9 protein-coding genes and 1 pseudogene are annotated in these 14,950 nt (G+C 43.0%); 9 read left to right on the forward strand and 1 reads right to left on the reverse strand.

What is annotated here, in order from left to right:
• The 5 genes and pseudogenes from H6G48_RS04745 to msrA all read left to right on the forward strand — a co-directional run.
• Nucleotides 1–290, forward strand: a pseudogene (locus H6G48_RS04745) (RRXRR domain-containing protein); the annotation flags it as partial.
• A gap of 59 nt (nt 291–349) precedes the next feature.
• On the forward strand, nt 350–1,519 hold the full coding sequence (gene sat / locus H6G48_RS04750; protein WP_190357289.1) for a sulfate adenylyltransferase: 1,170 nt from the start codon (nt 350–352) through the stop codon (nt 1,517–1,519).
• Between the two features lie 348 nt (nt 1,520–1,867).
• Nucleotides 1,868–3,940, forward strand: coding sequence for a caspase family protein (locus H6G48_RS04755; protein WP_190719611.1), 2,073 nt, complete (start codon nt 1,868–1,870; stop codon nt 3,938–3,940).
• A gap of 75 nt (nt 3,941–4,015) precedes the next feature.
• Nucleotides 4,016–5,668, forward strand: coding sequence for a DUF6930 domain-containing protein (locus H6G48_RS04760; RefSeq protein WP_190719614.1), 1,653 nt, complete (start codon nt 4,016–4,018; stop codon nt 5,666–5,668).
• A gap of 236 nt (nt 5,669–5,904) precedes the next feature.
• Nucleotides 5,905–6,567: a peptide-methionine (S)-S-oxide reductase MsrA gene (gene msrA / locus H6G48_RS04765; RefSeq protein ID WP_190719617.1), complete on the forward strand. Its 663-nt coding sequence runs from the start codon at nt 5,905–5,907 to the stop codon at nt 6,565–6,567.
• Between the two features lie 36 nt (nt 6,568–6,603).
• On the opposite strand, the gene H6G48_RS04770 is transcribed toward msrA, so the two are convergent.
• Nucleotides 6,604–9,003, reverse strand: a complete 2,400-nt coding sequence (locus H6G48_RS04770; RefSeq protein WP_190719620.1) for an ATP-binding cassette domain-containing protein — start codon at nt 9,001–9,003, stop codon at nt 6,604–6,606.
• Nucleotides 9,004–9,199: 196 nt separating this feature from the next.
• Here H6G48_RS04770 and sir point away from each other — a divergent pair, with 196 nt between their 5' ends.
• From sir to H6G48_RS04790, 4 genes are all read left to right on the forward strand, one after another.
• Nucleotides 9,200–11,137: a sulfite reductase, ferredoxin dependent gene (sir, locus tag H6G48_RS04775; RefSeq protein WP_190719623.1), complete on the forward strand. Its 1,938-nt coding sequence runs from the start codon at nt 9,200–9,202 to the stop codon at nt 11,135–11,137.
• A gap of 129 nt (nt 11,138–11,266) precedes the next feature.
• Complete coding sequence (locus tag H6G48_RS04780) at nt 11,267–12,526, forward strand: GmrSD restriction endonuclease domain-containing protein (RefSeq protein WP_190719626.1); 1,260 nt, start codon at nt 11,267–11,269, stop codon at nt 12,524–12,526.
• Nucleotides 12,527–12,528: 2 nt separating this feature from the next.
• The gene (locus H6G48_RS04785) at nt 12,529–13,608 is read left to right on the forward strand and encodes an MAE_28990/MAE_18760 family HEPN-like nuclease (RefSeq protein WP_190719631.1); all 1,080 of its coding nucleotides are present in this window, start codon (nt 12,529–12,531) and stop codon (nt 13,606–13,608) included.
• Nucleotides 13,609–14,483: 875 nt separating this feature from the next.
• Nucleotides 14,484–14,792 carry a DUF6679 family protein gene (locus H6G48_RS04790; protein ID WP_002757875.1) on the forward strand — a complete coding sequence of 103 codons (309 nt, stop codon included), beginning with the start codon at nt 14,484–14,486 and terminating at the stop codon, nt 14,790–14,792.
• Nucleotides 14,793–14,950: the final 158 nt, after the last annotated feature.

Here is a 14,950-nt window from a genome sequence, read left to right on the forward strand (position 1 = left end):
TAACGAAGGCTCCCTTTGCTGTCATCAAACGTCCTCCTATTAGTCGTCGTCAACTTCACCTGATGGTTTTTTCTAAAGGTGGTAAACGACGTAAATATGGTGGCTCTACCACAAGACATGGGTTCCGTAAAGGAGATTTAGTTTCTTCTCCCAAAGGAATTGGTTATGTTAGTGGAGATACCGAAAAACAGCTATCTGTAAGCGATACTAATTGGAAACGATTGGGACAGATAGCTGTTAGCAAGATTCAGTTAATTCGTCGTTCTAACGGTTTAATTGTTTCTCGCTAACTTATATAAAGCCGCCCTCCGCTATCGCTAAAGGGCGGGGTTTCAGACCCAATTTTTCGATGACTGTACTGACCGAAGGAATCGCGCCCCACGGTGGGCAATTAATTAATCGTATTGCTACCGCTGCCGAAAAAGCTGAATTTCTGGCCCTAGCTGAAAAACTACCGCGAGTTTCCTTAGATGAACGATCGCTCTCGGATTTAGTTATGATTGCTATTGGTGGTTTCAGTCCCCTCAAAGGCTTTATGGAACAGGACGACTACGAAAAAGTCGTCGATGATATGCGTCTAATCAATGGTTTACCCTGGGCAATTCCCGTGACTCTTTCCGTTAGGGAAGAAGTGGCGGATCCGCTCAAAGAAGGCAACTGGATTCGTTTAGATGACAGCGAAGGCAACTTTGTCGGAGTCCTAGAACTAACCCAAAAATACCGTTATAATAAGGCCCACGAAGCAGTTAACGTCTATCGTACCGACGACCAGAAACATCCCGGGGTAAAAGTCCTCTATGAACAGGGAGAAATTAACCTCGCAGGTCCGATTTGGTTACTTCAGCGCGATCCTCATCCCCAGTTTCCCAAATATCAGATCGATCCTCTGCAATCGCGCAAAATGTTCCACGAAAAAGCTTGGAAAACGATTGTCGGTTTCCAAACCCGTAATCCCATCCACCGGGCCCACGAATACATTCAAAAATGCGCCCTAGAAGTGGTAGATGGTTTATTCTTGCATCCTCTTGTCGGCGCTACCAAAAGCGATGATGTGCCGGCCGATGTACGGATGCGTTGCTATGAGATCATGATGGATAAATACTTTCCCCAAGATCGCGTTATTCTGGCTATCAACCCCTCAGCTATGCGTTATGCAGGCCCCCGGGAAGCGATTTTCCACGCTATTATCCGCAAAAACTACGGTTGTACCCATTTTATCGTCGGTCGTGACCATGCCGGAGTCGGGGACTACTACGGAACCTACGATGCTCAGTATATCTTTGATGAGTTCGAGCCTGGGGAATTGGGAATCGTGCCGATGAAGTTTGAACACGCTTTCTACTGTACCCGCACTTCGGGAATGGCAACCACCAAAACTAGCCCCAGTTTACCTGAAGAAAGAATCCACCTTTCGGGAACGAAAGTCCGGGAACTGCTGCGCAAAGGAGAATTACCACCTCCGGAATTCTCCCGTCCAGAAGTAGCTGCCGAATTAATCCGCGCCATGCAAGGATCTTGACATCCTCGCCGCACTTTTAGGGCGGCGATTCCTAAACCTCACGATTTAAGTTTCTGCTTCCACCACCGTCGCATACCACAGTTAAAAAACCATGTACTGTCTTACACAGAGTCCACAGACTTTCGCTCCATTTCAGAAGCCCGATTCCGTGTGTCCCACGGTACGGTTCTGACTAAACGCTTCTTGTACTTGTTGCGCGCGACTTTTTACCCGGACAAGCTTTTCTGAACGGAACTCCCTAAGCCGAGTTTTCAAGGTGCTGTCCGCCCACTTGGTTTTCGAGACGGTCTTTTTAATTCTAACGTAAAGCCGCCGTTCTACGGCGGGGTTTCCCACCCAAAATTTTCGATGAACATAACTAGGCGAGAATTGATCCAGCAGACAGGTTGGGGGTTGCTGACTTTGGCGATTAGTCAAGGGACAGTTAACCGTCATTTGGCCGCTCTCGCCGCCCCTAATCCCCGAAAATTGGCTCTTTTAGTCGGTATTGACCAGTATGGGGCGAATATTCCGCCGCTGCCCGGCTGTCTTACCGATGTGGAGTTACAAAAAGACCTTCTCCGTTATCGTTTTGGCTTTCAGGATGCTGATATAGTAACTTTAACGGGACAACAAGCCAGTGGAGAAGCGATCAAATCGGCTTTTTTAGAACACCTGATCGCCCAAGCCAAGGCAGGGGATGTGGTCATTTTTCACTTTAGCGGTTATGGCAGTGTTGGGGCCCGAAAAGAGGTTTTTATTGCTGCGGATGGGGCAGAAAATGCTTTACTTAAGGAAAATATCCTGCTGATGGCTCGCTGTCTAGCTACGGATAAGTTTAGCTTGATTTTTGATAGTAGTCATCTCCCCCAACCTCAGCCCTATCTCGGTAATCTCCGCGTTCGTTCCTATTCTAGAACCATTACTGATCCTAACCCCGCCGAATTAACTTTCGCTGCCGATATTAAAACCCGTTTTAACCTCAAAAATAAGCCTAGTAACGGCGTTATTCTCGCTGCCGCTAAACCAGAGCAAATTGCCCTGGAATTGAGCGGTAATAGCCCCAATGCTGGCTTATTCACCTATGATCTCACTCAGTATCTCTGGCAAGCTTCCCCCAGTCCGACAATTGCGATCGCTTTTCCCCATCTCCGTAATCTCGTCGCTAGTCACAGCAGTCAACAACAGCAACCGACAATCCTGACCAATAATCAAAATAATTCTGTGTCTCTTTATCATACAACGTCAGAAAAGTCAAGGGTTGGGGCGGCAATTGTTACAAATCTTATTGATGAGCGCACCCTAGAAGTCAATCTGGTCGGCCTCCCCTTAGAAATCCTGGAAAATTACGGAATTAACTCCTGTTTGAGCTTTATTGAGGCGACCGGGGAGGAAATCAGCCTACAAATTCTCTCCCGTCAGGGTTTAAAAGCCAAAGCCCAGTTATTATCAGCAACCGCCTCCCTAGAAATAGGACAGATTCTAGAGGAAAAATTGCGGGTTTTTCCGAGTAAAATCGGCTTAATCGTCGGTTTGGATCATAACTTAACCCGGATCGAACGGGTAGATGCTACCAGTACCTTTGCCAGTTTGCCCGATGTGGCCGCCGTGGTTAACATTGGCGAACAAACGGTAGATTGTCTCTTAAGTCGAGTTGGTAGCGAAGAAACTGGCAATTATCAGTTATTATCTGCCAATGGCTCCCTAATTATCGGTAGTTTAGGGGCGGCCAACGAAGCAATTAAATCGGGAATCAAACGACTGCAATCGCAACTAGAAACCCTGCTGGCCTGCAAATTGTGGCACTTGTTGATCAATCAAGAATCCTCCGGTTTAGCCGTCATTGTCACCCTCGAAAGCCTCGATCAAACCTATATCTCCACAGTGCCAACCCAAAAAATTGCGGGTAGCAGGGGGACTAATACCGCTAAAAACGACTTAATTCTGCCCGTGGGTACGGAAATTCGCTATCAAATTGAGAATCAAGAAGAACAACCCCTCTACGCACTGATCCTTGTCCTCGACAGCGATCGCCAACCGCTTTTATACTGTTCCTGTTCAGAAAACCCCGATAATTTCAGCAATTCCAGCCCATTAGCCCCCTTTGTCGTGGCGGCCAAAACCAAGGCCACCATCCCCAATGACCGCCAAGGGCATTGGAAAATTAGTCAACCCAAGGGCATCAGAGAAAATCTACTGATCCTCAGTCGTCATCCTTTCCCGAAAACCTTGACCCTTCTCAATGCCACTCAAAGCCTCAAGGGAGAAGCCACCCAACTGCTCACCCTGACTAACCCCCTAGAAATAGCCAGAGCTTTCTGGAGCGATCTAAAATTAGATTTAGGTCTAAAAATGGATAGTTCTGGCAGTGTAATTGATGAATACGCCTTTGATCTAGGAACTTGGTCAGGTTTCCGGTTTATTTATCAAGTTATGGACTAAATCGATAGAATGATTCTATGGAATCCTTGAAAAGAAAAGGTTAAAATCCTAACACAGCTACCCCTAAATTTCCCGATGAATCTTCTGCCCCGGACAACCCAAAGCCGCCTCAAAAAAATCCCACAAATTCCCAGTGTTTGGGAAGGAGATCGTCGTGCTTTATCCTTATCCGAGAGAATGCCCCGGGCCACCCTAGAACCAAATCAAGAAAGCGGTGGCGAGTGCGTGATCTGGGTGGATGGTAGCGAGGGCTGTGTACGCGCTATGGAAGTAGTTTCCCCTGAAACCGGGCCGGAGGCCATGGTAAGAACCTTAATCCGCGCCATCGAAACACCCCAAAATCCAGCCCGGCCAGCCAGACCGAAAAAAATTATCGTCCGCGATCGAGAAACACAGTTTTTTCTGCGCGGGGTACTGCAAGATCTCGATATCACCATCGATTATGTCCCCAGTTTGCCCCTGATCGATGATCTCTTTCGTGGATTCGACGAATTCCAAAATAACCGCCCCCCGGCAATTCCTCCCACTTGGCAGTCCGCTTTAGTGAAAACCGCTCACGAAATTTGGAAAGCTGAACCCTGGTCCTGTTTAGCTGATTACGATATTTTGCAAATTAAGCTCGATCGCTCCGATTTCCCGAATCTTTACGCCTGTGTCATGGGAATGCTCGGTCGGGAATACGGAATCATTCTCTATCGTTCCCTAGAATCCCTCAAACAATTCCGGCAGTCCGCTTTAGCAGAAAAATCGATGGAAAGATTAGAAAAAGCCTTTCTTTCCCAAGATTGTTGGTTTTTAAGCTACGAATTGGCCGATGATGATGAGGACGATGATGAGGATGACTACGATCTAGCCTCGGCTGCCCCCTCCCAAATCCATCCAGTTTTCGGCAGCGTGCATCCCTACGAAGGTATTCGCCCCTATTTAGATGAAGAAGAAGCAATCACGGTATATTTAGCTTTAATAGCTCTGTTGCGCTTTTTTAAAGGCAATCAATCCGCTTTATCCGAAGAACCGATCGGAGAATTACAGCGTCGTTTTCGCATTCCCCTCGACCCCGAACAAGCAAAAGGGGAAACCGTGGCGGTGACGGTGGCCACGATGCCCGATCTATGTGCGGAATTTATGCAACTCTTGGAGGAGGAGGACGACGACGAGGATGAGGATGATGAGGATGATGAGGAAGAATCCGTACTCAAGGAGGATTTAGTTCCTGATAATGCACATCTCAGTCTGGGAATGGTTCCCTGGCAATTATTAGATAAAATTCGCAGTCGTCCAAAAATCCATTATCAACCCCAGTCCGTACCGACAAAAGGAGAGGGTTTCCCCGTGGTGATGATCCAGACCTCCCGACCGAAAGCCAAGGAAATTATCGAAAAAATCGAACAAGCTGGCGGTTTGGCGGCCATTGGTTTTAACCCCGGCGAAGATCCCCTCGAAGATACCCGTTATGATCTGGGGATTCTGAAAATGGCTAACGGTGATCTCTATCTATTTGGGGAATTCGAGCAAGATGATCCCGACCACCGTAACGCGCGTCGCAATTGGCAAAAACGCATCAAAAATACCGAGGGTTATTGTGGTTTGATTATTGCCATGGGCGTAACGGGTTCCTCCTGCGGCAATCCCCAATTAAACGATATGTTAGCCCTCTATGAGGCAAAATCGATCAATAGTAAAGATTTAGACTTGGGAGTTTTGACTCTTATGCCTCACTTTGGTTAATTTTAACGAAGGCAGGAGGCGGTCGGCAGAGGGCAGGAGGCCGTTTTTGTCACGGGGATTTATGCCCCGCTCCAAAAACTTTTCGCCTTAAGGCGAGGTTTTACGATTTTTTCGATAAAATCCGTAAATAGAGCATTTAATTGATTGTTATTCATTCTTAATTCTCCTGACTCCTGACTACTGGCTACTGACTCCTAGCCCTAACAACAATTTTTGATTTTTACAAGAGGTCTATTATGGTGTTATTCGGATTCGGAAAAAAATTAACTTTGCCCACAGCAAGGGAAGCACTACCCGGGCGATCGGAAAAAATGCCCGTACCTAGCGGCCACTACGTTAACGGTCATCCTTTGCAGCCCCCCTTTCCCACCGGTATGGAAACCGCAATGTTCGGTTTAGGCTGTTTTTGGGGAGCAGAGCGGAAATTTTGGCAACTAGAAGGAGTTTACACCACGGCCGTAGGTTATGCGGCTGGTATCACCCCTAATCCCACCTATCAGGAAGTGTGTACCGGCATGACTGGGCATAATGAAGTGGTCTTAGTGGTCTATGATCCCAGCGTGATTTCCTACGAACAACTGTTAAAGGTTTTCTGGGAAAGTCATAATCCCACCCAAGGAATGCGTCAGGGTAATGATACGGGAACTCAGTATCGATCGGGTATCTATACTTATAATCCCCAGCAAAAGCAATTAGCGGAAAAATCTCGATCGATCTATCAAGAAGCTCTCAATAAAGCGGGCCATGGTCAAATTACCACGGAAATTATCGACGCACCTGAATTTTATTATGCTGAAGTTTATCATCAGCAATATTTAGCGAAAAATCCCGGCGGTTACTGCGGTTTAGGGGGAACGAAAGTGGACTGTCCGATCGCTCTTGATCTGAAGTTAAATTAAGTAGGGTTAGCCTTCAGTTATCAGTTATCATTCAGATCACAAAATATCTTTTCTTTTTTGCAACCAATAGGTAAGGAGAAAATAAATAAGGGAATGAAGAATTAATACTCCCCAATTCAATAACAAATTATTGATAGATAATTGATAAACTTGATTGGTATCCTCAAAGGGTAAAGGGAGCTTAAAATCATTGTTTTCTTTCGCTTCTGCAATCATAGCTTCCACCTCTACTAATACCCCGTAGGCACCAATCGACCAGCGACTAATCATCAACCATGATAGATATTTCCCCAAACTTTCTAAGCTAAATAATACCCCAGCAAAGATAATCTGAGGAATTAAAATTAAAGGTAATGCGCTATTTGCTTGAGTGATATTACTAACGCCAGCAGAAATTAATAAACCGAGATTAATTGCCGCAAATATAGTTAAAAATGTGGTAATAAAACAGCCAATTAACCAGGTCATTAATTCTGGTTGCGGGTCAGTAAATCCCCAAAATATCACGCAGGTAATTACAATTGTTTGCAGAAAAGCTAAGGCTGCTAAAACCAGAATTTTTGAGAATAAATAGGGTAATAATCCCAGATTAACTAATCTTTCTCGCTGATAAATTGCTGATTCTTTGACAATTTCCTGTAGGGAACAGGCAAAACCTACCCACAATTGCGCGCAGGTAAAAACAAAGAGAGTTTTTAAGGCTAAAGGTGCCGATTGGATAGCCTGATCAAAACTGGGATTATCCTCCAAAAATAAAGGATTTTTGCCCCCTAAAACCATGGCCATTAATAAAATTCCGATCGGGGCGGTTAATAGGTATAAAATTAAACTAAATTGATCACGGATAATTAACTGGCTATAGCGTTGACATAAGACCTGTAGTTGTTGCCAAAAAGATTGTTGAACCTGTTGCGGTTTACTATGATTTTGCTGAAATATTTTACCAATTCTTGCTTCAATATTATTTTTGTAGTAGTCGGATTGTTGGAAACGTTGACATTCTTGCTCAACTTTTTCCCTAGTTTCTAGATGAATATAAATATCGGCAAAATCCCCCTGAGGTAAAGAGAAAAAATTTAAGGCCTCCCCCGGAGAACCAAAATAACATAAATTGCCCCCTTGACCAAGAAAAACTAATTGATCGCAGAGATTGATATTATTAGTAGCATGGGTGACTAGGAGAATTGTTCTGCCTTCTTTGGCCAATTTTGCCAGCAATTCCATCATCTTTTTATCTAAACCGGGGTCTAATCCCGAGGTGGGTTCATCTAAAAAGAATAATTTGGGATTAGCTAATAATTCTACCGCAATACTCACCCTTTTTAATTGACCACCGCTTAAGTCTCTGACTAAAGTATTTCTTCTTGCTAACAATTCCACCTGCTCCAGGGTTTTCTCGATCACTTCTTGGCAATTAATATCCGGAGGTAGCCTTAATTTAGAGGCATAATACAACACTTCTCCCACGGTTAAATCCCTGTGAACGATATCGTATTGGGGAACATAACCGATTTGGGTGCGATAGATATTAAAATTCTGGCGCAGCTCTTCCCCATTCAGATAAACAGTTCCCGAGGTGGTGGGTTCAATTCCCAATAAAGTCTTTAATAAAGTCGATTTTCCCGCACCACTTCCCCCAACAATCGCCACTAATTGACTCGGTTCGATCGGTAAGGAGATATGATTGAGAATTATCAAAGGTTGTTTCTTTTTATCCCGCACCATCCTGACGATATCTTCGGCATCCAGACGGATATTATCCCCCGTATCTAATAAAACTAAGTCATCTCCCTGCAACCGAAAACTATAGGGGCCGATTCTCACCGTACAACCGTTAGTTAAAATGGCACTACCCGATACTTTTTCTCCGTCGATAAAGACTCCATTGGTGCTTTTGTCGTAGAGAATATAACGATTCTGGTTATCGCTATCGATAATCGCGTGTTGTCGGGAAATTGTCGGCGCGTCTAAAACCACAGTGGCAGCATTATCTCGTCCTAAAACTACACTGCGATTGCCTAGGGAAACCGATTTAAAAGCTAAAGGTGGGCTTTTTACTGGTTGGTTAGGATGATAATAGGTGATCTTGACCGAATTTTTGACATCTTGACCGATATTAATCTCATCCCCATTTCGTAAAAGATAGCCCTCTTTGGGAGTAATCACGCGATTGTTGATAAAAAGTTGATTGGAACTAGGATTAGTCCCGTCTCCATCGTAGATATAGTAATCATCTCCCTGACGACGAAAACAAGCTTGTACTCGACTCACCACCGTCCAGTGTTGGGGAACAACTAAATCCACCTGTTGACCATCCCGCCCCAATTTATAATTAGGACGACTCAGATTAATAGAAGGGAGAAATTCTCCCTGATTGTTAAGAATAATGTAGGGTTCTTGACTAATAACCGTTTTAATGTTGGGAGAATTGGTCATAAAAACTCGATCGGTAGATGGCGTTCGCGGGGGACAGTAAGAAGCTAAGATAGAATTGATGTCTCGATCGCTACTGTTAACCTCAGAGTCTGGAACGAACTCTAGAGATCATGTTAGTAAAACTTCTTAGGATCGATCGAGCTTGTCTAAATTCCTATTCCTAAGACCTATCCACAGGTTATCGTGCTGTTAGACGATGGTTACAACTCCTATTTCTCCTACCGCCAAGGTTTCTAAAGTCGAAGGTATCAAAGAACGCAGTAATTATCTACGAGAACCTTTGGCCAGTGAACTCCTCGAAGATACAACCCATTTTACCGATGCGGCGGTGCAGATCCTCAAGTTTCACGGTTCCTATCAACAGGATAATCGCGACAATAGAGCCAAAGGTCAAGAAAAAGACTATCAAATGATGTTGCGTACCCGCAGTCCGGGGGGTTTTATTCCCGCGCAACTATATCTTACCCTCGATAGTTTGTCCGATCGCTACGGTAACGGCACTTTACGGGTGACAACCCGCCAAGGCTTCCAATTACACGGCATTTTAAAGAAAAATCTCAAAGCTACCCTCGGGGAAATTATCCGCAGTATGGGATCCACTTTAGCGGCCTGTGGTGATGTTAACCGCAATGTCACCGCACCGCCAGCCCCCTACAAAAATCGCCCCGAATACGGCTATGCTTGGGAATATGCCAATAATATCGCCGATTTGCTCACTCCCCAAACTGGAGCCTACTACGAAATTTGGCTCGATGGCGAAAAAGTTATCAGTGCAGAAGAAGCGCCGGAAGTCAAGACCGCGAGACAAAAAGATACAAATGGGATTAACAAAAACGATCCGATCGAACCGATCTACGGTCAACATTATATGCCCCGTAAGTTCAAGATCGGTGTCACCGTGCCGGGAGACAACTCCATCGATATCTACACCAATGACCTCGGTTTGGTGGTGATTACCGACGCAAACGGTCAATTACAGGGTTTTAACATCCTTGCGGGGGGTGGACTGGGAAGGACTCACAATAAGGAGGAAACTTTCCCCAGAATGGCCGATCCGATCGGTTATGTGAGCAAAGAGGAGGTATATGATCTGGTAAAAGCGATCGTGGCAACCCAAAGGGATTACGGCGATCGCGGCGATCGTCGTCATGCCAGAATAAAATATATCCTCGAAGAATGGGGAGTAGAAAAATTCCGCAGCACTGTTGAGGGTTATTTCGGCCAAAAAATTGCCCCCTACCAACCCCTCCCCGATTGGAAATATCAAGACTTTTTGGGATGGAATGAACAGGGAGACGGAAAATTATTTTTTGGTCTTTCTGTGGAGAATGGCCGGGTCAAAAATGAAGGCAGTTTTCAGCTAAAAACCGCCTTAAAAGTGATTATCGAGCGTTTTCAGTTGCCCATGCGCTTGACGGCTAACCATAATATCATTCTCTACGAAATCGAACCCCAGGATCAACAAGCGATCGAGGCGATCCTGAAAGAACACGGAATTGTCACCAATCCCGCCGAAATTGACCCTTTAACCCGTTATGCCATGGCCTGTCCCGCTTGGCCTACCTGTGGATTAGCGATTACTGAGTCAGAAAGAATTTTACCCAGCGTGATTGAACGCATTCGCGCCCTGCTTAATCGCTTAGGATTAAGCAAAGAGCAATTTGTCATCCGCATGACAGGATGTCCCAATGGCTGCGCGCGTCCCTATATGGCAGAATTAGGATTTGTGGGTAGCGCTCCCAACTCCTACCAACTCTGGTTAGGAGGAACAGCCGATCAAACTCGACTAGCGCGCCCCTATTTGGATAAAATGGCGATCGATGATCTAGAAAAGGTCTTAGAACCGATTTTCGTTTACTTCCAACAGGATCAACAAAATAACGAAACCTTCGGAGAATTCTGTCACCGAGTCAATTTCCCTGCTTTACAAGCATTTTCAGCCACCTACACACCTAAAATGACCGAAACTACTACTACTGAATCAAAACCCAAACGCGTGCGTAAAAATCAAAACCGTGTCAGCGTCCCCGATGATATGTTTGTCCGTCTCAAGGAAGCTTCGGAAACGGAAAAACGGCCGATGAATCAAATCATCAATGAGGCACTAGAGGCCTATTTTAGCCAAAAATCCTAATCAGTTATCAGTGACCAGTTATCAGTGACCAGTTGCCAATTGAAGAGAATTAACTTTTGAGAGTTATCTGGGAAGATTACCAATAACTCTTAATTCTCGTATATATCCTCAGTCTATGCTTAAAAATGAATGAGGGAAGTCCGGTCATATCAATTTGTACCCCTCTGGTGGGAAATTATGACAATCTCACGAACTAAAACAAATCCTTGGCAAAAGCGTTCCGGAGAGGATGTTAAAAAATTATCAGATAATGAAATTAATGAAAAATATGAACAAGGTGAACGAAGATTATTATTAGAAATGAATCGAGAAAAGTTGCCTAGTTTTGCTGAGTCTTTAAATAAACCTAACTATATGGAAAAGCGTCCTTTCTATCAGAGACGGGATCGCTGGGACGCACAAAAACAATCGAGACTAATTGAATCTTTTTTGATGAATATTCCCGTACCTCCTCTGATTCTCTATGAAACTTCCTATAACTCCTATGAAGTAATGGATGGTCAACAAAGAATCACAGCAATTGAGAATTTTTATAATAACAAATTAAAATTAACAGGGTTAGAGATCTGGCCTGAATTAGAAGGAAGAACCTATAAAAGTCTTCCTGCAAAAATCAAAGATGGTATCAATCGACGAGCCATTTCAACTATAGTTGTTATTACCGAGTCTCTATCGGACCCAGAGGAAGCTTTATCTTTAAAACAACTGGTTTTTGAACGCCTCAATACAGGAGGTGTATCTTTGAGTCGCCAAGAAATAAGAAACTGTCTTTACTCTGGGAAATTCAATGAACTTTTATTAAAGCTTTCTGAGAATACTATTTTTGCTAAAGCTTGGGATATTCCTATTAATGATAAAGAAGAACTTAAAGAAAGTGGATTTTATAAAAAGATGGAAGATGTAGAATTAATCCTCCGTTTTTTTGCCTTGAGGGATATTGAGCAATATACTGGTAATTTATCTAAATATCTGGATAATTATATGATGAAAAAAAGTCTTAATTTTTCCGACGAGAATATCCAAGAGTTCGAGCGAGTATTTAACCAAACTATAGAGTTAGTATCTAGCATTTATCAGGATCAGTTATTTAAGCCTTTCGATAGTAAAACCAAAACACATAAATCGAAAGCTTATAAAGTTTACTATGATGCAGTGATGATCAGTTTCAGCAACCATTTATCTGATTATCAAGAATTAATTACTAGAAAATCAGCGATAATTGATGAAACTATCAGCTTATTTACTCAAGATTCCCAGGGAATTACTCATCAAGATAAAAAATTAAAAAAAGGACTTTTCACCGGAGAAGGGGATACCAAAGATGATTTTAAAGCTCGTATTCAAATTTTTGATTCTCTGATTCAACGAGTTCTTAAACAGAGTATTTGAGAATGTTTGAAGGACTTTTAAATAACCTAAAGGATGAGATAAAGACCATTCGATCAATAATTAATATCAGTGAAAAACTTAGAGAAATTATTGCGGATAATCCTTCACAACTCAACACAGAAGACTTAAAATATCTTCAAGCAAATGCTCCATTAGGAGACAAGTGGCGAGTTAACGATCATTGTTCATCTATCACAAGGTTATATGCTCTTTACGAAAATTTTGTCGAAAATCTAGTGGGAGATTGGATTATTTTGCTGCCTCAATTATATAGTTGCTATCAAGATTTACCTGAATCTGTAAGAAATCAGCATCAGACTGGTTGTGCTACATTACTGAGCAATGAAAATAAAAGAAATCGCTTCGATTCTCTTTCAGAGAGGGACATTATCAAAAATTTATTTGATACTGAATACCAAAATACAAGCAGATATAATCTCACATCAGCCGCTTTTTTGTTACATGAAGCTAATCTGAGAAAAGAGCAATTAACCAGACTTTTAGTCGATGCTGGCATATCTGCAACTGATTCTTGGCAATGGATAGAAAATCATAAAAAAGTTAAGAATTTTATTGACAATAATAGTAGGGGTAGTGTGGAAAATGAATTAAAGAATTTTATAGAACTTCGTAATAATTCTGCTCATGGTAAAGAAATAGATACCGTTCTTAATGCCAATGAGTTACTACAATTATGTGATTTTGTCGAAGCTATATGTCAAGCTATGAGTGAATTAGTTCTTTATTGCTTTGTTGATAGGAAGAAAAAGATAGGAAAGCTTCAAAAGATCGGTAAAGTTGTCAATTGGTATCAACAGCAACAAGCTTGCGCTATCAAAATATCAGATGAGCCACAGGAACCCAATAAAAGACTAGAAGTTGGTAAAAAAGTTTTTTTAGTCAGTGAAAATAAAAAAATATGTCAAAATGCTATTATTGAAAGTATTCGAATTAATAAAAATGGCAAAAATACCCCTCGCCGAAGAGTTCCAATAAGAGAGATAAAAGATTCTGAAATAGGCTTAAAATTTGACAAAGAAAGTCAAAAAGGATTAGAAGTTTATTTAGTTATTTCGGAATGATTGAAATGAATATAGCGTTTCTGGTAAATATGAAGTATAACCGGATTTGGCATCGTCTCCCCACTCCCCAACCCAAGGTGAGCGCATCTCAAACGCTATTGACAATTGACCAATTTTGTGATCTGCGTGGGCATTTCAAGTGATACCAGTCAATCAGAATAGTTACGAACTCGACCGATTTGGTCGATTTTTGCTTAACAATTGAGATGGCAAATTCTCCTCAAATATGCCTGAATCGTGGGTAAGCAACTCACATAAAGTTCATTTTGTCAAGGATCCTTAAGATGCGCTTACCCTGAAGTAGCTATAAGCTCACAGCCATTTTTTATTTATCGGCCAACGGAATCAAGTGGCGAGCGATGTCCCATGACTTGCCAAGATGACAGAGCGTCTATAGCTATTTTTCGGGGTTGGAAAGGGGACGGTACTGATAGCATTTTTCAAAAGTAATGGCAGATATGGTTAATTGCCCTCACCCCCAACCCCCCCTGCCACCCCGATGTGGGGGGTTGGAGGGGCGCGAGAGGGGTGTAGAATGCCTGCCATGAATAAAGAAAAATGGGATAACCTCATCCCTAAACCTTATTGCCGATTCCATCCAGGAATACTGTTAGGAAGTGAAAATTTATGTCACAATGACTCTATAAGGGCGATTTTTTAGTGATCGCCGAGGCCGTCTATTAATCGAATCGATGTCTTTGAAGAACGTAGCCCCAAACCGGAAACCTGACTTTCCTTTCCCATTCTTGCCACTGCTAGCGGAATTTTTCTCCCTTTTGTGTTATCCGCGGGAATTTTTGAGCTATTGCTGAGACTGGCATTTTGTCACTTCCCGTTAGTTGAATTCAACAAAAGAAGCTGTTTAGGAGCAATTTATGTTACACCGCAAGATTTATCAATTCTGTATGGATGGTCAGGAAGTCTGCATTTTCTTGCGCGATCAGCAAAGATGGATTGATAATGCTCGTATTGTCGATCTAGAAAGCGATCTCGTCACCATTCGCTACGAAACAGAGGAAGAAGACGAAATTAGTTCTTGGGAAGAAATGGTGCGTTTAGAAAGTATTGGTGCGGTTAGCAGAAAACTGGCCTCGGTGTCGCGGACGAATCCTGATATTAATGTCTCGGAAGATTGTCCGGAAGCAGAACAACTTTATCCCCATTCTCCCGATAGCTTAGATTAGTTTTGTCGATTTAACTGACAGTGGCTAGAAGTCCCGCGGTTTTAACCATAGCCAAGGGACTTTTAGGGAATGGAAGGGAAAAGAGTCGGTAAGAATCACCACTTGTTGTCAAATTATCCTAAGTAGTCGTGCAAAATTAATTTCTTGGTTAGGATAGG

The sequence above is a fragment of the Microcystis flos-aquae FACHB-1344 genome (genome assembly GCF_014698375.1).
Classification (GTDB): domain Bacteria; phylum Cyanobacteriota; class Cyanobacteriia; order Cyanobacteriales; family Microcystaceae; genus Microcystis; species Microcystis aeruginosa.